At 63.5% G+C, this 26,036-nt stretch carries 22 protein-coding genes and 1 pseudogene; 18 read left to right on the forward strand and 5 right to left on the reverse strand.

Annotation, left to right across the window (positions count from 1 at the left end; genetic code table 11):
* Positions 1 to 21: 21 nt before the first annotated feature.
* Positions 22 to 1,419, reverse strand: a complete 1,398-nt coding sequence (locus AOT87_RS15940; protein ID WP_240483298.1) for a site-specific integrase — start codon at positions 1,417 to 1,419, stop codon at positions 22 to 24.
* Positions 1,420 to 1,427: 8 nt separating this feature from the next.
* The gene (locus AOT87_RS15945) at positions 1,428 to 2,180 is read right to left on the reverse strand and encodes a hypothetical protein (protein ID WP_057970248.1); all 753 of its coding nucleotides are present in this window, start codon (positions 2,178 to 2,180) and stop codon (positions 1,428 to 1,430) included.
* 178 nt (positions 2,181 to 2,358) lie between these two features.
* On the opposite strand from AOT87_RS15945, the gene AOT87_RS15950 reads away from it, so the two are divergent.
* Positions 2,359 to 7,230: a helicase gene (locus tag AOT87_RS15950; RefSeq protein ID WP_240488331.1), complete on the forward strand. Its 4,872-nt coding sequence runs from the start codon at positions 2,359 to 2,361 to the stop codon at positions 7,228 to 7,230.
* A 158-nt stretch (positions 7,231 to 7,388) separates the two neighbouring features.
* On the opposite strand, the gene AOT87_RS28700 is transcribed toward AOT87_RS15950, so the two are convergent.
* Complete coding sequence (locus tag AOT87_RS28700; protein ID WP_131727275.1) at positions 7,389 to 7,580, reverse strand: hypothetical protein; 192 nt, start codon at positions 7,578 to 7,580, stop codon at positions 7,389 to 7,391.
* Positions 7,581 to 7,814: 234 nt separating this feature from the next.
* Between AOT87_RS28700 and AOT87_RS15960 the strand changes: the two genes are divergently transcribed.
* From AOT87_RS15960 to AOT87_RS28860, 12 genes are all read left to right on the forward strand, one after another.
* Positions 7,815 to 8,822, forward strand: coding sequence for a DUF4226 domain-containing protein (locus AOT87_RS15960; protein WP_007172130.1), 1,008 nt, complete (start codon positions 7,815 to 7,817; stop codon positions 8,820 to 8,822).
* Positions 8,823 to 9,095: 273 nt separating this feature from the next.
* The gene (locus AOT87_RS15965; RefSeq protein WP_007172131.1) at positions 9,096 to 9,311 is read left to right on the forward strand and encodes a hypothetical protein; all 216 of its coding nucleotides are present in this window, start codon (positions 9,096 to 9,098) and stop codon (positions 9,309 to 9,311) included.
* Positions 9,312 to 9,877: 566 nt separating this feature from the next.
* On the forward strand, positions 9,878 to 11,503 hold the full coding sequence (locus AOT87_RS15970; RefSeq protein WP_047324037.1) for a DUF4226 domain-containing protein: 1,626 nt from the start codon (positions 9,878 to 9,880) through the stop codon (positions 11,501 to 11,503).
* Between the two features lie 34 nt (positions 11,504 to 11,537).
* Entirely contained in the window at positions 11,538 to 11,855 is a 318-nt protein-coding gene (locus AOT87_RS15975; RefSeq protein ID WP_007172134.1) for a type VII secretion target, read from the forward strand.
* 4 nt (positions 11,856 to 11,859) lie between these two features.
* Positions 11,860 to 12,159, forward strand: a complete 300-nt coding sequence (locus AOT87_RS15980; protein WP_007172135.1) for a DUF2694 family protein — start codon at positions 11,860 to 11,862, stop codon at positions 12,157 to 12,159.
* A gap of 45 nt (positions 12,160 to 12,204) precedes the next feature.
* Positions 12,205 to 13,950: a PPE domain-containing protein gene (locus AOT87_RS15985; RefSeq protein ID WP_007172136.1), complete on the forward strand. Its 1,746-nt coding sequence runs from the start codon at positions 12,205 to 12,207 to the stop codon at positions 13,948 to 13,950.
* A complete protein-coding gene (locus AOT87_RS28855) occupies positions 13,947 to 14,087 on the forward strand; it encodes a hypothetical protein (protein ID WP_007172137.1) in 141 nt (46 codons plus the stop codon). The genes AOT87_RS15985 and AOT87_RS28855 overlap by 4 nt, the downstream gene beginning before the upstream one ends.
* The gene (locus tag AOT87_RS15990; RefSeq protein ID WP_007172138.1) at positions 14,084 to 14,470 is read left to right on the forward strand and encodes a YbaB/EbfC family nucleoid-associated protein; all 387 of its coding nucleotides are present in this window, start codon (positions 14,084 to 14,086) and stop codon (positions 14,468 to 14,470) included. Before AOT87_RS28855 ends, AOT87_RS15990 begins: the two co-directional genes overlap by 4 nt.
* Before the next feature lie 69 nt (positions 14,471 to 14,539).
* Positions 14,540 to 15,217, forward strand: coding sequence for a hypothetical protein (locus AOT87_RS15995; RefSeq protein ID WP_101930854.1), 678 nt, complete (start codon positions 14,540 to 14,542; stop codon positions 15,215 to 15,217).
* Positions 15,217 to 15,549, forward strand: a complete 333-nt coding sequence (locus AOT87_RS16000; RefSeq protein ID WP_033717256.1) for a hypothetical protein — start codon at positions 15,217 to 15,219, stop codon at positions 15,547 to 15,549. Before AOT87_RS15995 ends, AOT87_RS16000 begins: the two co-directional genes overlap by 1 nt.
* Positions 15,546 to 16,124 (forward strand): hypothetical protein, encoded by a 579-nt coding sequence (locus tag AOT87_RS28705; RefSeq protein WP_131727274.1) that lies wholly within the window; start codon positions 15,546 to 15,548, stop codon positions 16,122 to 16,124. The genes AOT87_RS16000 and AOT87_RS28705 overlap by 4 nt, the downstream gene beginning before the upstream one ends.
* Positions 16,125 to 16,151: 27 nt before the next feature.
* The gene (locus AOT87_RS28860; RefSeq protein ID WP_157859017.1) at positions 16,152 to 18,497 is read left to right on the forward strand and encodes a hypothetical protein; all 2,346 of its coding nucleotides are present in this window, start codon (positions 16,152 to 16,154) and stop codon (positions 18,495 to 18,497) included.
* Between the two features lie 371 nt (positions 18,498 to 18,868).
* Here the strand turns inward: AOT87_RS28860 and AOT87_RS29355 are convergent, their stop codons facing one another.
* Positions 18,869 to 19,009, reverse strand: coding sequence for a hypothetical protein (locus AOT87_RS29355; RefSeq protein ID WP_240483275.1), 141 nt, complete (start codon positions 19,007 to 19,009; stop codon positions 18,869 to 18,871).
* A 161-nt stretch (positions 19,010 to 19,170) separates the two neighbouring features.
* Positions 19,171 to 19,398, reverse strand: a complete 228-nt coding sequence (locus AOT87_RS16020) for a ribbon-helix-helix protein, CopG family (protein WP_007172145.1) — start codon at positions 19,396 to 19,398, stop codon at positions 19,171 to 19,173.
* A 135-nt stretch (positions 19,399 to 19,533) separates the two neighbouring features.
* Between AOT87_RS16020 and AOT87_RS29360 the strand changes: the two are divergent.
* The 5 genes and pseudogenes from AOT87_RS29360 to AOT87_RS16040 form a co-directional block, all read left to right on the forward strand.
* A pseudogene (locus AOT87_RS29360) lies at positions 19,534 to 19,706 on the forward strand (type II toxin-antitoxin system prevent-host-death family antitoxin); the annotation flags it as partial.
* A 177-nt stretch (positions 19,707 to 19,883) separates the two neighbouring features.
* Positions 19,884 to 21,374 (forward strand): type VII secretion protein EccB, encoded by a 1,491-nt coding sequence (gene eccB / locus AOT87_RS16025; RefSeq protein WP_007172147.1) that lies wholly within the window; start codon positions 19,884 to 19,886, stop codon positions 21,372 to 21,374.
* Positions 21,375 to 21,387: 13 nt separating this feature from the next.
* Complete coding sequence (locus tag AOT87_RS28420) at positions 21,388 to 22,503, forward strand: hypothetical protein (protein ID WP_131727273.1); 1,116 nt, start codon at positions 21,388 to 21,390, stop codon at positions 22,501 to 22,503.
* Positions 22,493 to 25,591, forward strand: coding sequence for a type VII secretion protein EccCb (gene eccCb / locus AOT87_RS16035; RefSeq protein WP_007172149.1), 3,099 nt, complete (start codon positions 22,493 to 22,495; stop codon positions 25,589 to 25,591). Before AOT87_RS28420 ends, eccCb begins: the two co-directional genes overlap by 11 nt.
* Positions 25,588 to 26,004 (forward strand): helix-turn-helix transcriptional regulator, encoded by a 417-nt coding sequence (locus tag AOT87_RS16040; protein ID WP_007172150.1) that lies wholly within the window; start codon positions 25,588 to 25,590, stop codon positions 26,002 to 26,004. Before eccCb ends, AOT87_RS16040 begins: the two co-directional genes overlap by 4 nt.
* Positions 26,005 to 26,036: the final 32 nt, after the last annotated feature.

The following is a 26,036-nucleotide window of genomic DNA, read 5'->3' on the forward strand; positions in this document are numbered from 1 at the left end:
TCGGTTCATGGTCAGCGTGTATCACGATGACTGCGCTTCCAGCTCGTCCAGGACGTAGGCGGCGTAGTCGCGGGTGTTGTCACTCCACGATTCAAACGCCCGCTGAATCAGCTCATCTGACTCATCGACATACCGGAGATAGACCATCGTTGTGGCCGGGCTGGCGTGTCCCAGCAGACGCTGCAATGTCAACAGTGGATTGTGGACGATGTGTTCACTGATGGTGCCGACACCTGTTCTGCGGCGGGACCTTTCGAGCTCCGCAGCGCGGCGTTGGAGGCTGCGCAGCAGCACCACCGCAAATGTGTGTCTCAGGTCATGCGGTGTGACTGCGGAAGGCATCGTCGGTGCCTCATTCGCGAACGTCGCGACGCGGTCGTTGGCGTCCTCAAAGTACTGATGCCAGCGCCGTTGTGAGGGTGGGCGACCACCCCTGCCTACAAATAGCGACAACGGCTCGATGTACCCATCCTCATTGACTGCGACCAGCAGGCGGCGCACCTCAGGAGGGATCAGGGCGAACTTCTCGCGCCGATCGAGGCCCTTGTGGCGATAGGCGAGCTTGCCCGCGGCCTGGTCGACGTTGGTCACGACCGCCAGCGTCGGCAGCTTGCGCCGCAAGGCGTCCTGGACATTGCGGACAAGGGATTTACGTTCCGTGCCCCGGTACAGCTCAACGGCTTTGACAGTCGAGGACGGGATATAGACCCGCCGGCGGCGGCCATTTTTCGCACAGGCTTCCAGCACCAGCGAAGCGCCGCTGCCCCCGGAAAATGGGATCTCCACATCCAGCAGCGTGGACCATTCGGTGAGGCGCATGCCGCTGGTCAGGGCAAGGTCGACCGCACATACATTCCTGACGGTCGATTGACCACGATAGGACTGGTCCAACTGTCCAGACGGCAACTCTCCACCAAAGCCGATGTTGCGCAAGGCCATCCACTGCGCATGCGACAATGCTCGGACGTCCATTTCCGTTCGCGGAGTCCTGGGAGTGACGACTGACCTGCTACCGACTTGAATCCATGGCAGACTGTCGCGCTGACCGGTCTCGTACAGGTAGGTGAACAGGGCTCGTATGACGACAAGATGTCTCGACCAGGACCTCGCCGATACGCCTTCACTACGGCGATGCTGACGGAAAGCCACCAGGTCTCGCTCGCAGACATCCAGTACCCCAACACCTCTCGCGTCTAAGAACCGTCCGAACGCCAACGCATCGCGGGCGTAGGCGTATACCGAGTTCGTTCGCAGGTTCTGGCTGTACAGCCGCAGGAACGTGCACCATGGCTCCATCGGACGCATGCCGTCGTCCACGATGATCGGCATGCCGTCTTGGATGATCGGAGAATCGCTTGAGTCGAGGGCGCCTGTCTCCTCTTCGGGTACGAGGTTCCAATCCGCGTAGTAGAGCTCCACTGGCGTTACTACTTCCAGCCCGCAAGGTGGGCGCGTCGTTCGGCGATATCGTCGAACCCGACCTGCTTTCGCCCCTCGCGGTACAACGACGCTTCAGCGTGCAGCCACTTCCACCGGCATGAGTCGATGAGCTGGCCGAACTGGTACATGCGGAACTCGATGACGTCGGTGGGCGTTTCGAACTGTTGAGACCATCTGTGCATCTCATTGCAGAAACGCTCGTATGTCGCCGCCCTCTCCTCCGAGTAGTCATGGCCGGTAAGCGTGAAAATTGCTGCGCTGACACGCGAATCGAGGATCACCGACCGCGGACCTGAGGACTCTCGATCGACAGTGAAGTAAAGGAATTTGGAAAAGAAGGCCGGCCCCAGTCGGGGCACCTTGCCGCGAATCGCCGCGTAAGCCGAACGGATTTCGCCACGAAAACTAGCTTCAGCGGCCGCGCGCAGGATGTCATTGAGTCGGGCACGCTGTTCGTCTCCGGACGCGCTCGCGACGATCGTCGGTGTGTTCCGATAGTCACCCATCACGCCCCAAGCCAGAACATGCCAAAGGAAGGACACCCAATCCGCATCGGCGCTCTCCTGGCGTTGTCCGGCGAGCGCGAACAAGGCGTCGCGGTTGAGTTCGGCCGGCTCGATCCTGATTCCGCGATCAGCCCACCAGCTGCTCACCCTGACTGGGTCCTCGATCCGGCCGAACCCGCCGAGCACCCGCGACTTCAGCAGGTCGCCAACAGCACTATCTGACTCCTGCCACATGCCCGCACCCCGTCTCTCCGTCCTGACGTCCCCGACCTCCGGTTACCTACCCCGAAGGCTGCGTCAGTGTGGACGGTAACGGTAGTTAGATCGACCCTTAGTGAGACACGCGCAGAGAGAGCGCATAACAGGTTGCGGAGCAGGAACATTCATCGCTCACGCCCCCGATGAGGCAGTCATGGTTGGTGTGGAAAGTGACGCCACCACCGCAGCCATCGCCGCCCTGCTCTACCCATCGGCCCAGATCCGCCACGAAGGTTTCGAATCCACTCACGTCCCCGAAAACAGCTTCGCCGCCGCCGTCGGCAACGTCCCCTTCGGCCGCTACGCGGTCACCGACCCCGCCCACAACCCCGCCCGTCACTCCATCCATAACCACTTCATCGTCAAATCCCTCGCGCTGATTGCCCCCGGTGGATACGTGGCTGTGCTGACCAGCCGCTACACCCTGGATGCGGCGAAATCGGTCGCCCGGCGTGACATTTCGGCCAAAGCCGACCTCATCGGCGCGATCCGGCTCCCGTCGAAGGCGTTTACGCGGGTGGCCGGCACCGAGGTCGTCACCGACCTGCTCATCCTGCGCCGCCGCGATCCCCGAACCCCCTCCCCAGACGAACTGCCCGCCTGGATCAACACCGAAGCCATCGAACTCACCGACCCCGACACCGGCGCCGGCGAAACCCTGCACATCAACTCCCATTTCGTCGCCAACCCCCACAACGTGCTCGGCCAGATGCACCTGGGCCGCGGACTCAACGGCTCCCACCAACTCGTCGTGCGCGGCACCAGCGGCACCAGCGGCACCAGCGGCACCGAGCTCGCCGAGCAGCTGCACGACCGGCTACACCTGCTCATCGACTCGGCCATGAAGCACGGGCTCGGATTAACCGCCACGCCGGCTGAACTCACCGAGGTCTCCGCAGACGTCTTCGACCCCGGCCTGATCACCGCGGCCGACCGCGGTGAGGACACCCCGCTCTACACATTGCGCTACAGCGAGGCCAACCGCGGCATCGAATACTGGGCCGGACACCAATGGGAACCCCACAAAACCCCGAAAACGCTGCTAGCAGAAACCCGCGAACTCATCGGCCTGCGCGACGTCGCCGTCAGCCTCATCGCCTCCCAACGCGACGGCCAGCCCGCCGCCGAGCGCGACCAGCTCCGCGGACACCTCAACACCCTCTACGACAACTACGTGCGCCAGCATGGCCCCCTCAACCGGTTCACCTGGGTCTATCCCACCGTCACCCAAGAACGCCACGATCAGCGCTTGGCCGCCGCCGAAACCGCCTGGCGCACCGCCGAAGGCACCCCCGAGCGCCCCTACACCGGGCCCGTGCCCGACGACGTCGCCGCGCAATGGGACACCGAGGCCTCCGAAGCGCCCGCGCCCTACAAGAAGCGGCGTCACCTCGACGGCGGAATGCGCCACGACCCCGGATGGGCACTGGTCGCCTCATTGGAAATCTTCGACGAAGACACCGGCTCCGCCCAGAAATCGCCCATCTTTTCCACCGACCTGCTCACCCCGCCGCTGGAGCGCGCCACCGCCGACACCCCCGAAGAAGCGTTGGCGGTGTGCCTGGACCGCACCCAGCGCGTCGACGTCGACCTAATCGCCAACCTGCTAGAAGTCGAAGTCGACGACGCCCGTGACCTGATCGCTGGACTGGTCTATCCCAGCCTCGACGACCCCGACGAACTCGTCCCCGCCGTGAGTGCCCTGTCCGGCAACGTGCGCACCAAACTCGCCCGCGCGCTCGATGCGGCCGAAACCAACCCGATCTACAACGACTACGCCGCCGCCCTGCAACAGGTGCTGCCGCCCCAGCGTGAAGCCCAAGACATCAAAATGCGCCCCGGGGCACCGTGGATCCCGGCCCAAGTCGTCGCCGCCTTCGCCGAGAAAACATTCGACGCCACCGGTGTGGTCGCCGAACACATCGGCGGGCGCTGGGTCGTCGACGTTGCCTCCTACAAACGCCACGGCCGGCTGATGACCGACGAATGGGGAACCGACCGACGCGGCTGCGACGCGGTCAGCCTGCTCGAGGCCGCCTGCAACTCCAAAGCCGTCCTCGTCAACAACGACGACGGTGTCCTCGACCTGCAGGCCACCTTCGCCGCCCAAGCCAAAATGGCCAAAATCAGCGAGGAATTCACCCGCTGGCTGTGGTCTGACGAGACCCGCCGCGACACCCTGGTCGCCGAATACAACCGGCGCTTCAACTCGCGGCGCGCGCCTGCCTACGACGGCTCACACATGCGTTTTCCTGGCATGTCGGATCACTTCACGCCGCACTTCTACCAGCGCAACGCCGCCGCGCGCATCATCTCCGAGCCCGCCGTTCTCTTGGATCATGTTGTCGGAGCGGGCAAGACGGGAAGCATGGTCGCTGGAGCGCTGGAACTGCGGCGCCTGGGGTTGGTACGCCAACCCTGGCTCGTGGTACCCAATGCGATCACCGAACAAGTTGGCCGCGAAGCCCAACAGTGGTATCCGGCCGCCAAGATTCTGCTCGGCTCAGCGGCCACCACCGCTGATGGACGGCGCCGCTTCATCGCCCAAACCGCCTCAAGTGATTGGGATCTCGTTGTCATCCCGCAGTCGGCGTTCACCGCGATCAACGTCTCCACGGATATGCGCGTCGACTACATCGAAAACCAGCTCGATACATTGCGCGAACAACTCCAATCCGCCGAAGCCGACCGCAGCAAAAAGCGCATCGAACTCGCCATCAAAAGCGCCAAGGCGCGGCTAGAAAAACTTGTAGCCGCCAACACCAAAGACACTGGGTTGCGGTTTGAGGAATCCGGTTGTGACTATCTGATGATCGACGAGGCCGACACGTACAAGAACTTGGGCCGCACCTGCAACATTGAAGAATTATCGTGCCCCAACGCATCGCAACGTGCCGAGGACCTCGCCCTCAAACTCACCGTGTTGCGCCAGCGGCGCCGCGACGAGGCGCTGGCCAAAGGCATTCCCGCGCACCGGGTTGTCGAACGGGTCGCGACCTTCGCCACCGGCACACCGATCAGCAACTCATTAGGCGAGCTATGGGTCATGCAAACCTACTTGCGGCCAGACCTTTTAGAGCACGCCGGGGTCGCTGACCTGGGGGACTGGGGTGCGGCGTTTACCGCGACCACCACCACCATCGAGGTCAACACCACGGGCACTAAGCTGCGGCCCGTCACGCGAGTAGGGAAGTTCACCAACCTGCCCGCCCTGCTGGCGCTGTCCTCGGTCTACACCGACGTCGTCACCCGCGACCAAGTCCCCGTCGAGCTGCCGCCGCTTCGCACCGGGCAACGCCAAATCATCAGCTTGCACCCCGACATCGAAGTCGTCGACTTCATTACCGACTTGGGCTACCGCCTCGATCATCTCGACTCACGCAATCCCCGACGCGACAACCCACTCAAAATCAGCAACGACGGGCGCAACGTGTCGTTGGATCCACGGTTGGCCCACCTGCCCAAACCCCGACACAGCCGCGCCTGCGCAGTCGCCGACGCAGCCATGCGTGTCCATTACCGCCACGCGCATCGCGCCTATACCCATCCCGACACCGGCGCGCCGGCCGGCACCGGGGCACTGCAGATCATGTTCTGCGACCGCGGCACCCCATCCAAAGACCCCGCCCAGTTCACCATCTATCAGGCGATCAAAGACGAACTCGTGGCGCGCGGCATGCCCGCAGCCGCGATCCGCTTCGTCCACGAGGCAAAAAATCTTCAAGAGATCAAAACGCTGTTCGCCCAGTGCATTAGGGGAGACGTCTCAGTGCTGATCGGTAGCACCGAGAAAATCGGCGCCGGGGTCAACGTGCAAGCCCGAGCCGCCGCCCTGCATCACGTCGACGTGCCATGGCGCCCGCGCGACCTTGAACAACGCGAAGGCCGCATTCAGCGCCAAGGCAACCAAAACCTCGACGGCATCGACATCTTCATCTACGTCACCGAAGGCTCCTACGACACCGTCATGTGGCAAAAAGTCCAAGCCAAAACGCTGTTCATCGAACAGATGCGCCGCAACGAGGTCCTCGATATCGAGATCGACGACCTTTCCGGCGGTGACATCGGGACCGCCGCCGCAGAAACCAAGGCCATCGCCACCGGCGACCCGCGCTACATACACCAAGTTGAACTCGACGACACCGTCAAACGCCTCACCGCCCTGCAGCGCGCACACAGTCAATCGGTGCGCAACCGCGACTGGCAAGTCAGTGTGCTCGAGCGCGCGATTCCCAACAAACAACGCGCCATCGACGAGCTCACTCCATTCGCCAGGGCAGCCGCCGCGCATGCCTCCGCCGGCGGGCCACCACGGCTGACCGTCGCAGACACCACCTACACCGAGCGCGTCCCCGCCTCCCACGCACTGGCTGCGGCCTGCCGGCGCGCCTACACCGCCGGCAAAGACCGCGGCGCCAGCCGCTTCGAACCCATCGGCGCCACCATCTACGGCATCGACATCCTGGCCGCCCGCGACCTCACCCACGACCAACTGCTACTACGACTAGCCGTGCCGTCGCGCACCGCAGAAATCTCCGGCCTTGAACTGTTATCCACCGGCGCAGGTCCAGGCTCCGACGTCAACGGCCCCAAACAACTCGGACTGCTGCGCCGCGTGGAAAACCTCTACACCGGCCTACCCGAACACCACGCACGACTGCAGCACGAACGCGACCGCGACCAGGCCGCCCTCGACGACTTTGTAACCAACCCCCCAGCACCGTTCGAACACGCCGACGAACTGGCCACAAAAGACGCAGAACTTAAAGCCCTCACCCTCGAGCTGCGCATGGCCGCCCAAAGCCCCGAAGCCAAAGCCAAAGCCGCCGCGGCCGAACAACGCATGGCCGCCCGCGGCCGCAAACCCGGATGGAGCCTGCTCCTGAACCCCACACCGGCCCTGGTCGAAGAACTCGGCTACCCCAGCGCCGATGCCCTACGCAAAATTGTCCGCGCCCGAGAACGCCTCGCCCTCGAACAACACGACCACCAGCAAGGCCTCGCCGGTCCCGAGCACGACTTCTGAATATCCAAACCGGAAGTTAGACACTACATTCGAACGGTCCCTTGTGTGGCGCTGAAGTTCCCCGTGCCCTTTCATCGCGGCATATTCGAGCCGTCGCCACCGCATGCCGACACATGGCGAAACCTCGCAGCCTTTGTCGCGCGGCACAGCCCCGCGGTTTACTGTGCGGCATGCCCGAATCCGGACCTTCGGCTCAAGCCCAACAAGACATCCGCGCCGCGCAAGCCTTGCCCGACAATCTCGCCCGCCGCGAGCACGTCCATGCCGTCCAGCAACGCGCGCGGGCCCTCCTTCTGGATGCCACGAGCACGCCCGAACAAAAGTCCGCCGTCCGGCTCGATATCAGACAAGCGCGCGCACTCACTAGCGACCTGTGCACGCCGCGCACCCCAGCACCCCTGACCTGGATCGCAGCCCCAGCATTGAATAAAGCTGCGACGCCGCTCGTACGCCAGCACGTGCATGCCGGAGACCGAATGAACGAGCAGTTGGCCGATCCGGTCGCCGACGCCCCGCACACCACATGAGCACGAAGTCGGAGACGGCGATAGAAGCCGCACTGGATCTGGGTAATACTGGCCAGTATGTCGTCACTCGATGGACTGGTGGCCGAGACAGGTCGCGTGCTCAGTGATGCTCGCCGGCTTTTCGGCGCGGCGCCCCTCGAAGCGTCGTTGCCTTCGGCGCAGCAGTTGATGGCGGGCCGAGCAGCTGTAGCGCCAGTGGGGCAGGCCGCAGCTGCCAATTGGCAAGGCGAGGCAGCGACGACCTACGCTGCGACCAACGCCGATCAGGTCCATGCGTTAGACCGCACGGTAGCCGCCGATGGCCAAGTCAATCCGGCGCTGACCCATGCCGGACAGGCCGCCGCGGCGGGAGCACGAAGCATGGACAACCTGATCGCTCAGACCCGCGCGGGGGTTAGCGCACTGGCCCCCAGCACACGTAGCGCCGCAGGGCAGCAGCAACTCGCCAGCTTTTTGCAGGGTCAGCTCAACCAGGCGAAGGGATTGCTGCAAAACTTCCAGCAGCGCAACGCTGAAATAGCCGGCACCATCCAAAGCGCTGACTACGGGCGCCTTTCCGGTAGCCACGGCAAGGAGTCACCACCTGCTGCGCCGCTGGATTCGCGCACGTGGAAGCCGGGTGATAAGCGGCATATGCCCTATGACGCCGGCCCGGGTGGGATGGGCCCGCCCAACTTTCCTGATTCGCCGCCGTGGGTTGATATATGGGACCGGTCAGGAGCAGACGACCCCGACAAAGTTCCGCACTACTTTGTCAGATCCGATGAAATCCCCGGCTACAAGGTGTATCCGCCCGGAGCCCTAGGGCCACCAACGGTCGTCGACGAACGCGGCAATCCAGACCCATATGTCCAGTTGGGCCCAAACACAGGCGTGTGGGTACCGCAGTCGGCCTTTCCGGGAGCGAAAATCTATCCGCCTGGCTCTAACCCACTGCCACCCTACGGATACGACGAATGGTTACCAGGGTCCGGGATTTATATGTGGCACAGCGATTTAACCCCCGAACCGTACAACCCTTCCGGTCCTCTGGGGCCACCAACCTATCCGCAGGAAGGCCACTAACTACTAACTAGAAGCCACACCCGGGGGACGGCCTGCCAACAACGGGCGGCGTACAGCCCCCATGGCCCGTCGCGATGCAGATCTACCCCAAGGCCGGCGATCAACCTTCGCGCGTCAAAGTTCTGGCGGGAATTTTGACCGTGACCGTCGCCTAGGCCGATAAGTTGCCCTAGCGTTGGTGGAAAGTGCAGCGCTCGAAGGGATTTAACATTGGAACCAAAGGGGTGCAGCGCCCGGATCGCTGATAGAGGTGTCAGGTTGGCCTCGCGGGCGATGCCACTTGTCGAAGGCGACCAGTTCGCATCGCGTCGAATAAAGTGGATCGCCGACGAGCTGGCCAGCTTGCGCGACGGTATCCCCGCTAAGCTAGCCGACGATCCGGGCATCACGCACGCAGTCGTGCAAGACGTCGACATGAAGATTGCGGAAATCCAGGACGTACTTACTGCCAGCCGCAAGGCCGCTTCTTCGGCGCCACCGGTCAGATGATCGGCGCCCGCCCGGGTTGCAATAGCGCCCCGTGCGCCAGGCTGATTCGTCACCGTGACAATTTGACCCTGCTCTTGTCCAGGCTGGTCCTGCTAGAGGTGCGTCGGCTTTCGCGCGCGTATGTCGGTGTTGGCGGCTACTGCTTGTGCAGCCGGGGATTCCACTGCGGGGAAGGGGCGTGCGGCGAGAAGTATCGAGGAGGCGCAACCCGTGATGGGCCCGCTGCGAACCCGAAAGTCATTGCCGCCGATGGATATGCGCGCGGTGCTCGATGCTACCGATGTAGAGCACGCGATCGTTGCCGGTGGAGCTTGCAGCTAAGATCGCCGATTGGCTCGCCGGCTACGCTCACAGTCGCGAGGCTCCCCGGCTTAAGGCACTCCTGTGTGCCGTATCTCCGGACTGATTGACGCAGGTGTGCGAAGTTGCAGGACGCATCTGGTGCGGCGTGTCTTGAAAGAAAACAAAAGTCGACAAGCCGTGTGGACATGCTGGCGTAGCCGGTTTTTGGTGAATGTGGCGTTGTTGGTAGCGGCTAAAGCGACTCGGGACTTATCGTCCCGAACATGACGGGCTGGACCGATGTAGCGCTGTCCCAGGTGCTCGGCGGAGTATCCGAGGTATTGGGGTCACCCTTCCCTCAAAGCCCGGCGCCCGGCGGCCCGATGCCACTAGACCCGGCCCCAACGGCTCCGGTCACCTCACGCGATCAGCTCACCAAGCTCGACCGAGCCAAGCTCACTTACATGGGCATTAACCCGGATACGGCTCCGATGCCCGAAATCAACCAGGCGCTGGGCCGCGACCAACCCGCAGCGCCTCCGCCCCCGCCGCCCCCGCCGGAGTCGCCGGCGCCGACCTCCCCGGCGGGCACGCCACCGCCACCGGGACTGAGCGGGGCAGGGGCAGAAGCAGCCAAACGGCTCGACGAGGCACTGGCCAAAAATCATTCGGCGCTCAATGACGCTGACGACAAACTGGCCGACGCTCTGCTTAAAGCGTCGAGCTCTAGCGCTGATGGTCGTCAGCGGCTCCAAGCTTTGCAGCAAGACATCATCGACCAGGTCAACAAGCTGGGGTCATCGCTGGATACTGCGACCGGCCAACAGCAGCTGGCAGAGTTCTTGCAGGGAAAAACCGACGACATCCTCAACGTCCTGAAAAACGCTGGGCTGGACTCAGATTCACAAGCGCGGGTGTTGGATGGTCTCTCGGCGCGCTATCAGGCGTTGCAAGACAAGAAACCCGGCGATGACCCGCACACCAAGGGTTCGAGCGGCGACGGCACTGGCAGCGGCAACCCGGACTCAACCGGCACTACACCGGGTGGTGGTGCCGATTCTCCGGCCGGGACCGGTGACGGCACTGGCAGTGGCAATGACCCGCTACTGGACGGGCTGGCCTCAGATCCGTTGATGTCGCGGTTGGGCATGATGGGCGGGCCTGCGATGGGCGCTCTTGGCTCGCTGCCAGGTGCGCTCGGTTCAGCGATTCCCTCGCTCGGCGGAGGCGGTGGCGGCGGGCTGGGGGATTTGGGTTCGGCGATCGGTGGGGCGCTACGCGATGGCGGCCACGATCCGGACCAGGCCTCTGATGAGCACGTCGATTCGTTGAAAGACCCGTCCGGATCGCACACCGGTGACGACAAACCGCGAGATGGCACCCAGCCGGCCGGACTGCACGACCCAGGGGACAAAGCAGACAAAGGGGACAAGGCGGGGACAGAAAACGCTGGCAGCGGATCCACCCCGCCGCCGTCAGCGCCGGCAGCGCCAGGTCAGACGCCAACACCGTCGACTCAGGTCCAGCTGCCCGACCAATCGGTGCGAACCGCGGCCAATGGCGCACTCGCGCAGGCCGGACGCGCGGTGCTCTCCGGTGACAGCATCGACGACGCGTTTGCAGGGGCCAATCTTCAGTTGCCGCCGCTGGGTTCGCCGGTGAGTTCACCCATGGCACCCTCGCGGCTGCAATTCGGCGATGTGGGCCAATACACCGATCATCGGGTCATGGCTCTAGACAAAGACCATGTTTGGCTCAATGGCCAGGTCACGCCGATTGACCAGCTCGACACTGGCCCGAATTTCTTGGGGTGGACACGCGTGTCGGCCCCAACAGCGACAACGGTGACTTCGGCGGCCGTCGCCCCGGCACCGGCCGTGGCGCCCGCACCGGCGCCGCCGACCACTTAAGCGAACTTTTACTGCAACGTGAGGGAGTACCGTAATGACCGTGAATGAGCAGGCCTTGCAGGTCAACACCGATGACCTGATCCGATGGGCGATCGCCCACGAACGCGCCGCCGAGGCGTGCGGGCAGGCCCGTGCTGACCATGCCCGCACCGTGGCTGCGGCCGAATCGTGGGGACCGCTGTTTTACGAGGCGCGTCGTGCTGCAGTGGCCGCGGTCAACGACCGCGAGACCGCATTGCGCGACCAACAAGAGCGGCACGGGGCCATGGCGCAGCAGCTTCGCGCCGCCGCGGCGCGCATGGCGGAGATGAACGCTGACAACCGTGCCAATTTGACGATTTCCACGGATTAGCAACATGTCTGAAGCGCCGTCGACCGACTACGACACCGTGGTGTTCGAGGTCGCAAGCCGCGATGAGTCGATCGTGGTGGCGGTGGGCCGCAGCGGCAACTCGTTAGGCGTGGAGCTTCAGGCGGCGGCGATGCAGCTCAGCGACGCCGAACTGGCTAACCGCATCATCAAATTGAACACGCTGGCTCATTTACGCTCGCAGTTGGCGCTGCGTCAGGAGTGGGAGGCTCAACACGTGACCGTGTCCAGTGCGTTGCCCACCAAGGATCAGGTTGCCAGCTATGAGGCCCTGATCGATTTCTGAGAGAACTCGTCGCAACGTCAGCTAGAACACGGAGGGAGGACCGCAGTGCTGCAGGTCGATGTTGCCGGACTGCAGAGTGCGGTCGCGGGGCTGGTCGCCGCCGCTAACAGCCTTGCCAGGCTCGGCGCGCAGTCGCCGGTGCACCCTCCGCTGGCCACCGATGAGACATCAACGAGCGTGGCTGCCCGCCTCAGTGAGCACGCGGCGGTGATGGCATCGCGAGCTGCTGACGGGTCGACGGTCCTTGCGGCCGGCGCCAAGGCGATAACCCAGTCAGCAGTCGCGTATGGGCAGATGGACCAGGCCAATCAAGCGGTGGTGAGCTTGCAAGGTAACCCTGCACCCTCCACGCCGGGCTTCACCCCGGCGGTGACGGTGAATCTTGTTGCGCCTGATGTGCCGATCGCCCCGCCGGGACCCCGCCCAGCCGAAACGACGGCGGCGATCATGGAAGCCGGTCAGCCCGCTGCCGGGGATGCGTTTGTGGCCGACTGTGCGGCACTGTCAGAAGGATTTAGCGCTGCCGCGCGATCGGCCCGCCGCGGGGCGGCCACGGTCAGTGAACATCTCAAAGGGGAAGCAGGACCGCGTATTTCGGCGGCGTTGAATCGTTACGCGGACTGGGCGCAGGAGATGGCCCGCCATGCCGACACCGTTGGAAAGCTCGCCGGCAGCCACAAGAACAGATTTACACAAGCCAAGCAGGCGACTCCGACGACCACGGAGTTCGCTAACCGTCACCGCGAGCTCCACAACGCGATCGCACTCAACAGCTCTTATCCCAGTCCGGGATCGGCGGCCGCGGTGTCTAAGGCACACACGAATTTGACCCAGTTAACGAACCACACCCAGGTTGTGGCCGCTGGCTACCACACCGGCGAGACGATACCGGAGGCTCCGCCGGGGCCACCGCCAGCCCCAGCAATCGTGGAACCTGGTGCCGGACAAGGGGACACCCCGCCGTCTCCAACTCAGCAGGGAGCGGATCCAAAACCGACACGCGATCACCCGGGCACCACCCACGCCGGCGACGTCGACCCCGACACCGACCCCGCCGGCCTCGACGAGAGTCTCAATGCAGGCGATGGTGATCCCGCCGCTAACCCGCTAGCGCCTGCGGGAACGGGTGCGATGCCGGGAATGGCCTCATCTTTGCCGCCGATGTTGACCGGCCTGCTGGGCGCCGGGGTCGGGATGGCCACCCAGATACCGCAGAAATTAGGCCAAGAGCTGCAGGGATTGGCCCAGCAAGCCACCCAGAGCGTTGCAGGTTTGGCACAAGGAATGGCAGGCAAGAACGGGCTGGACGACGCGGCCAAAATTGAGCCAGCAGACTCCCTGGGCAGCGGTGCCGGCGGAGGCGGTGGTGACGACGGCGCTACCGCCCCGGCGGCCAGCGGCGGCGCAGATCTCAAGCCGGCGGCTTCAGCGATCTCCGGAATGAGTTCCCCCACCTCGCCCCCGTTGGCGGGGGCCAGCGCCACCCCGAGTCCCACCGCTGCCGCCGCTGAGAGCGGTATGGGCGGCTCCCCAATGTTCATGCCCCCGATGGGGGGCATGGGCGCTGGCGCCGGGGCGGCCAAGCGCAAGGTAAAGGACCCGGACAAGTCGATCGAGATGCCATCGCGCCCTAATTCCGAGCCGATCAAAGGCGAACGGGGAGACCCAATTCGGCACACGGCCACCGTTGACGCCGCTGCCTACCCCAAAGACGGGCCGAAGCGCACGGTGACCGTTCGGTCACGCAGCCGACGCGTCGACCGCGACCCGGGCAGCGGTGATGACCAGTGAGCGTGAATGGGTGCGTCGGCTATCAGTCCGATCAGAATCTGGTCGCTGAAGTGATGGCCCAGCTCGATTCGGTGTCGATGGCCCTGCCCGACCTGCAGGATGAAATTGCGTCCGACGACGATGGTGAGGCCCCGTGACGGTGTACGAGTATGACGGCTACCAGGCGGATAAGAATTTAACCGCCAGTGTCATAGCGCGCATGGAACGGGTGTCGACGATGCTTTCCAAGCTGCTCGAGGAGATGGATGGCATCGACCTGGAAGCCATCGGCGGCGATGGCGACGTCGTGTTGTCGGTGAACTCCCAAGGACAACTCACCTCGCTGTCGCTGGCGCAGGGCTGCACCACCCGCTACTCACACGGGGCTTTGGCCGAGCTGATCAACACCACGATCGACGAGGCAGTCAACGCCGCGGCCGAGGAAACAGCGAGCGTGGGAGGCGGCCAAGACCAGGAAGCGCTCGACGCTGCTGTGCAAGCGTTCATCAATCCCGAAAGTGAGATCTGGACTGCCACCTGAGCACCGGTTTCGTCTTGGATTCGCGTCCAACGGTAGCCCGATGTCGCCGCAGGACAGTACGCTGATTGCATGAATCCGCAGGCAGTTGGGCAGCCGAGCTACCCCGCTGCGACCGGCGGCCCGCCCACCTCCACGAGTACGGTCGGTGTGCCGACCGGTGCCGCGGTGTTGCCACCACCGCCCAGCTACGTGCCACCCCCACAAGCTCCTGCACCGCCACCGGTGTACCGCAGACGCGGGCCGGGCTGGCTGGCGGTATGGGTAATGCTGGCGCTCGCGCTGCTACTGGCGTTAAGCGCAACGGTGATGAGTGCGATGAAGTTGACCGCATCAAACCCGGCCGCGACAACCACCACGGTGATGGCGCCACCCCCACCGCCGGTGAGCTACAGCCCGGAGCAAGTGGCGGCGGCCAAGAAGGAAGCCTGCGACGCCAGCGATACGGCGGACAAATCGATAATTGCTGCTCAAAAGAACTTCTTCGACGCTGCGCGAGACCGGCAATCGCCTCAATACCATCCTGCACTGGGCAACTTCCAGCTTGTGGTGATACTGGAGACGCAGTACATCCAACAGCATCTTCCGCCGGCTACCCCGAAGAACGTGCTAGACGCGACCAATGAATATGTCACCGCAGTAATTCGGTTGGTCGACGCCAATACCCGCGAGCTGTCCGACCACGATGCCCAGCCGTTCGTGTTAGCGCTTAGAAGTGCGGGAGATCGACTCGACAAGGTGTGTGAGTGATGCGAACCGATGACATTCTGCAGGTCATTCCCGCTGCGGCGGAGTCGGCGAACATGCTGACCGGTTCGGCAACGGTCGAGTTTGCTACGACCGTGCCCGAGCACGCGGCCCATGGCGCGGCGGCCACGGCAGCCGGGGGGGCTCACGCGGCTTCAATGTGGGCGCCGAGCGTGGCAGCAAGCGCAGGTGTGAACCAGCAAGTCGCGGGAGCCGGTGCCGCGCTGGCGCCACGCGGTGGAAAGGTGGCTCAACGCAACGATCAATCGTTGACCGCAGACCTTCAGACCGACAACCAGAACGCTCAGGACCTGACACCGGTGGTGAGCATATGACCGCCACCCTGCACTCGCCCCAAGCGGGGACACCGCTCCCACCCGCTTTCCCGCCACGTCAGCTTCCGCCACCGGCGGGGCCCGGCCGCGGGGCGGTGGGGGGCACGGCGGCGGCGCTAGTCGTTGCGGTCGGAGCCGCCGTCCTTGCCGCAGTAGCGTGGATGACGCCATCCAAAGTTCCCGTCAGTACGGTGGTTGCGCCGTGGTCACCACCTGCCCCGAGTTCCGACCAGGTGGCAGCCGCACGCACAAAGGCATGCCAAGTGTGGGGGATTACCGCGACAGCAATGGACGCGGCCACGAACGCGGTGGCCCACGCTCCAGCCGACTGGAATGACCCTGGCACCCAAGAGGCCTTGGCCAACGAGGCGCGGGTAATCCTGGTGGAAAGCGCATACCTGCGCCGTGAACTGCCCGCCGATACACCGGCAACGATCCGCTCAGGGATCGACGACTACCTTGCGGCCAGCTCGGACATGGAAAACGCCACCACGCATCGCAAGGGCAGCTTGCGAAACGCCGCGATCGGTCGTGCAAACACCGCAGAAGACAAGGTAAACGCCGCTTGCCGGTAGTGTGAGGAAGAGGGAGCCGTGGCGGATGTGCCCGCAACCAGTATCGCTGGGAACATCATCATCACCCCGGATATGGTGCCGCCAGCAGCAGAGCCGTTGGAGACCCAAGCGGCGCACTACGCGGCGTTGGCGGAGAAAGTCGGTGAGCTGCAGCAGCAGCTCAAAGCCGCCAATGCGATGCGCGAAGAGGCCGCACAATCGCCCGGTTGGGAAGCTGGGCACGAAAAGAATCGCCAATTGGCCGCAGACTACGGCCGGATGGTCGAGATATACAACGCGGCGGCAGATTATTTCAACGGAGTCGCTGGCGTTTACCGCGACGCGCAAACCGCCCAACGGAACGTCTTGATGAAAGCCAATGCTGAACTGTCGCAGGCCAAGAACGCGATACAACAGCAGGAGATCGCGGCGCGCTGGCACACGCACGCCCGAGCCCTGACGACCAGCGCGGTAGGAGCCGCTACAGCCAAGGCCGGAGTTTTCGAGCACACTGCAGGCACCGATATCACGGCTCTTACCTCACGCCTAGGCGGTCCGGCACCTCAAGACCCCGTCTTGCCCCATAGCGGCGGAGGCGGAATAGCCGTACCCACAGGCAAAGAGGGCTCCGGACTAGGTGATGACAACGGCGACCCCGCGAACCCCAACGGCACTGGCAATCCGCAGGGAATAGGTAATGGGCACACGCCGCGCCACAGTGGTGCAGCGAAGGGCGAGGACGGCGAGCCGGCGACGACGGGACCAGGATCCACTCCTGCGGTGATGGGGAGCCCTTATCCGGGTGCCGGGCAGATGCCGATGCCGGGTGGTGGTGGCAGCGGGATTCAGTCTGTTGGTTTCCCGCCGGGGTTGACGTCGATGACGGGGGGACTTGGATCGATGCCCGGTGGGGGTGGCATGGGAGGCCTGGGCTCTGGTGGGGGCTTGGGCGGGCTGCCCGGCGGTATGGGGCAGCTGCCCGGTACTCAGGCTGCCGGGCTGGGGAACCTGCCCGCTAATGCCGCACCAGCAGCCGGGGCACCGGCACAGTTGGGACCGGCGTTCTCCCAAGGACTTTCAGCCGGATCGGCGTTGGGGTCGCTGCCGCCTGCGACCGGCACTGGAACGCCGGCCGCAGGGCAAGCAGCCGCAACTCCAGCGGCAGGGCTGACTTCGGGTGCGGGCGTTCCTTCGGCCGGGTTGACAGGAGCAGGTGCGACCCCTCCGGCAGTCAGCCCCGCAGCGCCGGGGCTTGCCACGTCTGGCGGGCCGACGAGTGCTGCACCGGCGGCGATGATGCTTCCGCCCCCGGGTATGGGCGCTCCCGCGGCCCCCGTAGCTGCGGGTGGCGCAAGTGCTGCAGCCCCCGTCGCCCCTGCTGGCAACACGGCCACACCGGGTGGCTCCGCGCCGACAACCGGGCCGGCAGCTGGATCGACGGTCGGATCGGGTGGGGCGGTGGTTGTGCCGGCAAGTGTTGTCAGCGCCGGAGCTGGCGCCCGCAACCGTGGACGACCGGAGTCAGCCGAACTGGCAACCGCAAAAGTGTTGGCGCGCAAGCTCCGTCGTGACAGCGACATTGTTAATTACGCGTGCATTGAGTGGGCCGTGGGCGTATTTCGCCGCGAGGCTGGCGGGGCCACCGAGTGCGTGGTGATGTCCAACGAAGGCTTTGGTTACATTCCGCGGGGAGTGTTCTTGCCACGTACTGCCCGTCTGTTGACGGCAGATAAGTTGGTAGACAACCAATTTCGGGAAGGCTGGTTCGGGTCATCCGATCCTGCCGAGGTGCTAGCCGAATATGCACGGCTGCGCGGCCGCGGCGGAACGCATCTGGTTGCCATGGCAGTAACCGCGGACAGCCCCTACGGTCGGGTGCCAGGGGTCGAATACGCGGTTTGTCAACGCGAATTCGATGACGGTGCTTACATCCGCCCGATTCTCGACGATATGCATATGCATCGTCTCGAAGCGTTGCACCCGGAGGTGTATGCCCGGGTTCAGCAGACGACCTCCACTGAACCTGAGACGCGCATGGTTGAAAATCAGGTCGTTGTGCCGCTGGCTGTGCAGATGATCGAAGCTGTGAAGATGTCGGGGGAGATGACGCTCGATCTGCGGCAGATGTGGGATGTGCTGGGCACCGGCGACCACATCTCGGAGGAGGTATGGAACCAGTACCGGATCGCCTCAACCGTGTACTACGTGAACCTCAGCGCGAACCGGCCTCGGCCGGAGGCCTCCACAGGAGATCGCGAGCGTTATCAGGCGCAGTGGGTCACCGCACGCACGATGGAGTTGCTGCAGGGTTGGGAGCGGCGACCGGTCGACGTAGCGGATATGGTCTACGCTGCGGCGACGGCCTACCCATGGAGATTTTGGCACCAAATTTGAATTGTTATGGCGCGTGGTCGAATCCGAGCTCGGCTGCGGCGTAGCGTGAGGTGCCGCGGCGTGCGACGTGGGATGCAGTGATCAGGATTGACCGCCGAGCGCTGGCGAAAACCGTTATAGGAGCACGCCTTATAAGTACGTGGTAGCTGGGCCTCGATTTGGCGATCGAGGTGATGGCCGGATCGTTGGAGGAGAGACGCCGAGTCGTCACAGTGACGAAATAAGCGGTATTCGCTGGAAGCACCCATCCATCCACCGCCGCGGCCACGCGCGCAGGGTTGCCCGAGAAATTGGTGTCTGTTCTCACGCAATCTCGGGGACATTCTTATCGGATTGGGGGCAAGTTGCGATCGGGGATAGTACGTTGAGGGTCAGGAAATGAGCGCGGTGACGGCGGTCGTGGTCGTGTCAGCGAGCGCGATGCCGCCGATATTGCCGATGGGTTGGTCGAGGGCCGCGACAGGAAGCCACTGGATGAGCTCCGGTAAGACAACCCCTTTGGGTTGCAGCACTGTGACGATCATAGCCATTGTGCTGCTGGGGATTTCACCGGGAATGAAGGGGCAGATGATCACCTGGCCGGTGGCGGCTGCGAGGTGAATCGTGTTAGATAGTACGACAACGTACAGTTCCTGGTTGGTGTCGCGGCCTGGCGTGATGTCTCCGGGTGTGATCACAGGCCAGCGGCCCGGTTCGCCTGATAGACCTTCTCCGCGTAGGCGTCGATGTCGAGCGTTGGCACAGTGTGTGTTGTGTAGTTCTCGAGCGAGATTCGGAGATGCTCGTTGTGCAGGGCTCGTTCGATCATCTCTGAACGATTCAGCCCGGCCGCCTGGGCGTCCGCATCGGCCGCCGCCAGCACGGCCTCTTCAATCATTACGGACACTTTGGCTTTCGCCATACCATTTATCCTACTCTGAGCAGGACAGTTGTCGTGAGGGTACTCCGGCTGGTGGCGCCGACGCAGGTTGCGTTAAATGGTGCGAGGACGACCTACCACAGATTCAGCTTGCCAGTCACGGTTACGGACGGGCCCATGTACGCCGATGACGACGATTCGGGGCGCGAAACGGTGTACCTGCTAGGTTCGCGTGAGAATGCGCGCCGCCTCATGGCGGCCGTCGCACGGGATAGGGCCGTCGTCCCGGGCTGGCGAGCCTTACTAAGTCGATGGCCGAACTCGAGGAGATGGTCGGCGGCCAGGAGTGAGCTGCGATCCTGATGGGTAGGGCGACTTCGCTTTTGGGGCGGACTCCGATCGCTGGCGGTCAAGGTCCTGAAAGCCCGGTACCTGTAGCGATCTGGCGCCACTGCGGTGTTCTGGGTTTTCATTCAATTTGGACGTGCTGGTAGCGGGGGTGTAGCGGGGGGCGGTACGGTGCCGGTGTGCCGTTGAAGTTGGCGTCTAAGACGCAGGTTTCGGGTCATTTCTTTGTTCGGCGACGCTTGTCGTTTGCGTTGCTGCGCCGTTCGGTGAGCATGGAGATCAATCCGGTTCGCTGGCACCGCACGCTGTTGATGTTGTCGGCGGTGTTGGGTGTGGTGCTCGTGGTGGGGGCGTTCGTGTACGGGTGGTTTCGCCCGGCGGGGGTGATCGACGACTCGTCGAAGATCGTTGCTGATCGTTCGTCGGGGGCGTTGTTTGTGGTGGTCGACAAGCGACTGTATCCGGCGTTGAATCTGGTGTCGGCGCAGCTGATTGCTGGGTCGCCGGATCGGCCGACGTTTGTGGCATCGGGGGAGATTGCGAAGTGGCCCAAAGGGCCGACGGTGGGGATCCAGGGCGCTCCGGTGGAGACACCGGCGGTGGTGTCTCCGCAGGTTTCGCGCTGGGCTGTGTGCGACACGGCGCCGACGACGGTTGGTGGTTCGCCGTTGGTGACGGGCATCAATGGGCAGTTGTTGCTCGGGGAGGCGGCGGGAGAGCTCGCCGGCAGCGAGGCCTTGTTGTTGTCTTATGGGCCGCAGGTACACCTGGTGACTAATGGTGTTCGGATGCCGATTGATCTGTCTCAGTCCGCGGTCGCCGGGCCCCTGGGGATTGCGCCCGGGGCGCAGGCGACGGGGATGTCGCGGGCCCTTTTTGACGCGTTGCCGGCGGGGGGACCGCTGGCTGTTCCCGCGGTGCCTGGCGCCGGTGGGCCCGGTCAGGTGGATTTGGGGGCGGGGGTTGTTGTCGGTGCGGTGGTGGCGAGCCGGGATGTGGCTGCACAGTCGGACCGCTTTTATGTGGTGCTGGCAGATGGGGTTCAAGAGGTCTCGCCTGTGGTGGCTTCGATGCTGCGCCAGCATGATTCGTTTGGTTTAGCCACGCCGCCGCAGATATCGCCGGATCATTTGGCGCATATTCCGCTGCGTCATGTTCTTGATGTGGATTATTATCCGCGGTCGCCTGTGCGCCTGGTTGATGCGGGCAGTCGGCCGGTTTCGTGTGTGGCGTGGCAGTGGAGTGTGAGCGAGCGTCAGGCGCGGCTCGCGGTGATTTCGGGTCGGGGGTTGCCCATCCGCGCGGATCAGCGGGCGAAGATGGTGCCGTTGGTGGGTGCCGGCAATGGCGGGGTGCAAGCGAATCAGGTCTTGGTCGGTGATGGTGCATCGACGTTTGTTAGCACTACTGGTCAGGCATTGGATTCGCCTGCGCGCGAGACGATGTGGCTGACTAGCTCCACCGGGTCGCGCTATGGTGTGCCGTTTGACGACAATAGCGTGCAGGCGTTGGGGCTGGTGTTATCTCAGGTTCGTCCGGCGCCGTGGTCGATGCTGCAGGTGTGGCCTGCGGGACCGGAGTTGTCGCGGGCGGCCGCGTTGACGGTGCATAGCCCGTCGGACGCGGTGGCTGTGTTGCCGACGAAGACCAACGTACGGGCCGGCGGATAGGAGGGGGAGAAGGTTGTCGACGATTCGTTTCAGCCCGTCTCGGCGGCTGAGGGCGCCCAAAGTTGATGGCGGCATGCAGTCGGTACGCGATTCTCCGATCGCGCCGCGCCGGTTGCCGATGACGAAGGCGCAGATCATTTTGCCTGCAGTCATGGGCGCGGCGTTTTTGGGCATGATGGCCATGATCTTGACTCAACCGGGGCTGCGCTCGGGGCCGATGAGTTTGTTTTCGTTGTTTGTGCCGGTGATGATGATTGTGTCGTTCGCCGGGGTGTTTATGCAGGGCCGTTTTGGTGGCGGTGATAAGGCGTTGTCTCCGCAGGCGTTGGAAGAAGAGCGCCGTGCCTACATGGACGAGCTCGACCAGACACGTGATGTGATTCAAAGTGACGCCGAGCGTCAGTTCGCCAATTACCAGTTCTTGCATCCCGAACCGGCGATGCTGCGTGGGTTGGTCGGGTCGCCGCGGATGTGGGAGCGATCGGGTTCTGCTGAGGACTTGGCGATGCACTTTGGTTTTGTCCGTTTCGGAACCGGTACTTCGGATTTGGCGAAGAAGCTGGCTAAGCCTCGGTTGGGGGAGTCGGCCGATTATGAGCCAGTCTGCTATGACGCGCTGCGCAAGTTTTTGTTGGAGCAGTCCAAGATTAGTGGGATCGCTAAACCGCTGTCGCTCAAGGTGATTCCGCTGATGACGTTGGTGGGTGAGGATGGTCCGGACACAGTCCACGGTGTGGTGCGGGCGATGATTTGTCAGGCGGCCTGCTTCCATTCACCGCAGGACTTGAAAGTCATGGTCGTCACCGACGAACCAGCACGATGGGATTGGGTCAAGTGGTTGCCGCATTGCCAACACGACAAGCTCTTTGATAGTGGCGGGCCGTTGCGAATGGTGTGGACGTCGCCGACGGCGATGGATGCGGCGGTTGGTCACGAATTGCATGGCGCTCGAAAGAATTACGGGGACCCTGGCGCCGCGGACGGGGTACGTCCGCATTGGCTTGTGATCAACGACCAGCTCCGTGTGGATAGTGAATGGGACACGTTGAATCGCAGGGGCGTTGGGGGGGTCGCGGGCGTGACCTTTGTGCGTGTAGTGGTCAAGGAGGGCGCGGCGGATGACAACTGAGTTCACATTGCATGTCAAGCGCGACGGGGCATATGACGAGGAGGGGTTTTTCGCGCTCCCCGATACGCTGGACACGGCGTCCGCGGTCGCGTTTGCGCGCAAAATGGCTAGATACCATGCAGATTCGCGGGTAACGCAAAGTTCGACTGCCGCCGCATCGAAGGTCGTGGATCTGTATGAGATTCTCGGCCACGCTGATCCGGGCGATATCGATGTGGAGGAGGCCTGGGCGGCGACGCGGCTGGGTCCGCCGCTGCAAGACGACGAGGGCGAATTGCAGTGGGGTCGGGAGTGGATGCGGTTCCCGATCGGTATTGATCCACGCAATGGACAGCCCGTGGCCCTCGACTTGAAGGAGACTCACGAGTTCGAGGGGATGGGCCATCACGTCGTCGTCGTCGGCACGACTGGGAGTGGTAAATCGGTGTTTTTGACGGCGTTGATTACGTCGGCGTGTTTGACGCATTCGCCAGACTCGTTGAAGGTCGCGGTGTTTGACTTTAAGGGTAGTGCGTTGGCGCATTTGGTGGCGGGATTCCCGCACTGCGTCGCGGCGATGAGCAACTTGCGTAACGATCGCCTGTGGATTGTGAGGATGGAAGATGTCCTCTACGGCGAGATGGAGCGCCGCAAGTCTTGGCTTGACCGGGCTGGGGTCAGTGACATCGCTGAATATGAGTATTTGCGCATTCACAAGAAGGAGAAGTTGCGGCCGATGCCGCACCTGCTGCTGATTGTCGATGAGTTCACGCAGATGTTCGCTGAACATGACGGAGCCAAAGCGGTCATGGACGAGGTCGGCCGCCAGGGCCGCTCGCAGGGGCTTCGCCTCGTGATGGGGTCGCAGCGGCTGGGCCACCAGATGCAGGGCGGCATCATGAGTAACATCCCGGTGCGGGTGGCGCTGCGAACTGTCGGCGACACCGATTCCCACGAGGTGTTGGGTAGCGATGAGGCCAATCATCTGCCCAAAAAACCTGCTGGGGCTGGGCTTTTGAAGGTAGGTGCCAACAAGAACCTGACGAGGTTTCAGACGGCGTTCGTGCTCAAGAGCTATGTACCGCCCCAACGGGCAGCAGCTGCTGCGGCCAGGCAGGAAGCCGGTTACCTTGAGCCACAAGAGTTCCAGGCGGTCGGTATGCCTGCTCTGCAGATGGCCCGCGACGGCGAGGGCGAGCAGACCAAAATCCCGGAACCACGCGCCATCATTGGCGCCGATGGCCGCACCGTCAAACAGGTGCAGGCAACGGTGGATTGCTTGAATCGGCTGAATCTTCCTCCACTGCAAGCGATGTGGCTGCCGCCGCTGCAGCCGGTCCCTGCTGATGAGCTGGTGCGGCGGTTGCGGGGCCAACCGTGGGATGTCGACTATGGCTCGGCCCAAAGCGAGCTCTCGAGGCTGATGTTTCCGGTCGGGATCGAAGACAGGCCGCGCGACCACCGCCAGCTTGTCTATGCGCCCAATCTGGCCGAAGGTAACTGCGCGGTCATTGGTATGGGGCAATCGGGTAAGACGGTGGCCATCGCGACGATGATCTCGGGTGCCGCTTTGTTGTATCATCCTCGGCGGCTTCAGTTCTACGTCATCGCACTCAGCGGGCCGGACCTCAACCTGGTAGCTGGTTTGCCGCACGTCGGTGGTTTCGCACGCGAGGTGGACCCCGAGCAGGTCAAACGAATCATCGCCGAGATGCTGGCGCTGATCGATCAGCGCGAGCAGGCGTTCACCAAGCTAGGTCTGACGCTAACCAAGCTGCGTGAACGCAAATTTGGCGGCGTGCCAGGTGAGGTGCCTCAAGACTCGTTCGGCGATGTGTTTTTGGTGATCGATGGCTGGCCAACGTTTGTGAAGAACTGGGAGCTGTTGGTTTCTGACGTGGAACGAATCTTGGCTAAAGGACCCGATGTTGGGGTGCACGCCATTGTGTCGACCAGTGGCTGGGTGGCCAACAAATTCCCGTCAGGAATGACCAAGAATTTCACCAGCAACGTGGAGCTCAAGCTCGGTGACAACGATGACATGACGGTCAACAATGTGAAGGTCGCGCGCGACGTTCCCTTCGGGGAGCAGAAGATGTTCCTCGACGAAGAGGACGACACTGGCGGTGAGGTCGAGCAGGTCAACGTGGTCAAGATCAGGGGCCGCGGCACGACGATGGAGGGGTACCATTTTCAGGCCGGGTTACCGGAGATAACCGTGCAAGGGCGGCGCGCCGACGTGGCAGCAGCCGTTGAGCCAATTCAGCGGCTCGCTGGACCTGACAGTGCGGCCGCGCGGGTACGGATGCTGCCCAAAATCGTCGGTATCGACGAGGTCTTCGCGCAATGGGAGCAGCGTGAGCATGGGCCGGGTGGGGTCGACTGGAGTGGTGTCGTGCCGTTCGGGATTTCAGAAATCGGTTTGGAGCCGGCGGTCGCGAACTTCGCTGCGACCCCGCATCTGCTGCTTACCGGTCGGCCTGAATGTGGATTGTCGAGCGGGTTGGCCACGGTGGCCCAAGCTGTGATGCGGGTGTACGGGCCCGAGCAGGCCCAGATCTATGTGGTGGACCCTCATAATGAGTTGCTGCGCGTGGTCGAAGGTGAACATTTGGGCGCCTACGTTTTCCGGGAGGACCAGGTGCGTGCCTTGGGTGACAGCCTGGGGGCGATCCTGACTGAACGTATGCCGATGACAGACCTAAGCCAGGCGGAGTTGGCTGCGGGGACGCGGCGTTGGAGCGGGCCAGAGATCTTTGTCTTCATCGATCGTGAAGAGACCCTTGCTAGTTGGGACACTGGTGGGTTCGTGGCAGGAACCGGATACCCGTTGGGCCCGCTGGCGCGGTTTATTGCGCGGGGTAAAGAGGTCGGCCTGCACCTGGTCGTGTCGCGGCGGATCGCTCAGTGGGGCCGCACGCTGACCAATCCGATAATCGGGGAGTTGCTCAAGGCCAAAGCACCTGTCGTGGTAATGGACGGCGACCCTGATGAAGGGCCGATCGTCGGCAAAACGAAAGCCGTGCCAGCTGACCCCGGTCGTGGCCTGTACGTCACTGACCGGATGGTGGCGCCGGTGCAGATCGCGTTCCCGGCGAGCGCCCATTGAGCGAGGATGACCCCGCGTGGCTGCTCGTCCACGCGGTGGAACAAGCCCGCTTAGAACAGGGGTTGTCCAAACATGATCTGGCACGCCTGGCGCGCGTGGCGCGGCCTACGATCTCGCGGCTGATCAACCATGGCATGGTCCCGTCTCGTGCGGCCACGCTGGATAGGATCGGCTCGGCGCTGGGCTGGGAGGCCGGGACGTGTGCGGCCTTGTTGGCCGGCCAACCCCTACCGGGTCCACGCGCGCCGGTGACTCGCTCGGCCCAGCTCGTCGCAGCGCGGCTCACCGAGATTGCCGAGGAGGCGCGGTCGGCCGCCGGTGCTGCCGAGCAGTCGATTCTGCGGCTGAAAACCATCGAGGAGCGTGCGCGTGCGGCTGCGCAGTTCGTGCTGGGCGGTTCAGTAGCTGATTAAGCGGTCGATCTGGACCGATTCATGCGTCGGCA

Source organism: Mycobacteroides sp. H003 (assembly GCF_001440135.1).
GTDB classification, from domain to species: domain Bacteria; phylum Actinomycetota; class Actinomycetes; order Mycobacteriales; family Mycobacteriaceae; genus Mycobacterium; species Mycobacterium gwanakae.

Coding starts and splice junctions, on each gene's coding strand:
- AOT87_RS15945 (WP_057970248.1), bottom strand. CDS start 2,180: ATGTGGCAGGAGTCAGATAGTGCTGTTGGCGACCTGCTGAAGTCGCGG.
- AOT87_RS15950 (WP_240488331.1), top strand. CDS start 2,359: ATGGTTGGTGTGGAAAGTGACGCCACCACCGCAGCCATCGCCGCCCTG.
- AOT87_RS15960 (WP_007172130.1), top strand. CDS start 7,815: ATGTCGTCACTCGATGGACTGGTGGCCGAGACAGGTCGCGTGCTCAGT.
- AOT87_RS15965 (WP_007172131.1), top strand. CDS start 9,096: ATGCCACTTGTCGAAGGCGACCAGTTCGCATCGCGTCGAATAAAGTGG.
- AOT87_RS15970 (WP_047324037.1), top strand. CDS start 9,878: ATGACGGGCTGGACCGATGTAGCGCTGTCCCAGGTGCTCGGCGGAGTA.
- AOT87_RS15975 (WP_007172134.1), top strand. CDS start 11,538: ATGACCGTGAATGAGCAGGCCTTGCAGGTCAACACCGATGACCTGATC.
- AOT87_RS15980 (WP_007172135.1), top strand. CDS start 11,860: ATGTCTGAAGCGCCGTCGACCGACTACGACACCGTGGTGTTCGAGGTC.
- AOT87_RS15995 (WP_101930854.1), top strand. CDS start 14,540: ATGAATCCGCAGGCAGTTGGGCAGCCGAGCTACCCCGCTGCGACCGGC.
- AOT87_RS16000 (WP_033717256.1), top strand. CDS start 15,217: ATGCGAACCGATGACATTCTGCAGGTCATTCCCGCTGCGGCGGAGTCG.
- AOT87_RS28705 (WP_131727274.1), top strand. CDS start 15,546: ATGACCGCCACCCTGCACTCGCCCCAAGCGGGGACACCGCTCCCACCC.
- AOT87_RS16020 (WP_007172145.1), bottom strand. CDS start 19,398: ATGGCGAAAGCCAAAGTGTCCGTAATGATTGAAGAGGCCGTGCTGGCG.
- eccCb (WP_007172149.1), top strand. CDS start 22,493: ATGACAACTGAGTTCACATTGCATGTCAAGCGCGACGGGGCATATGAC.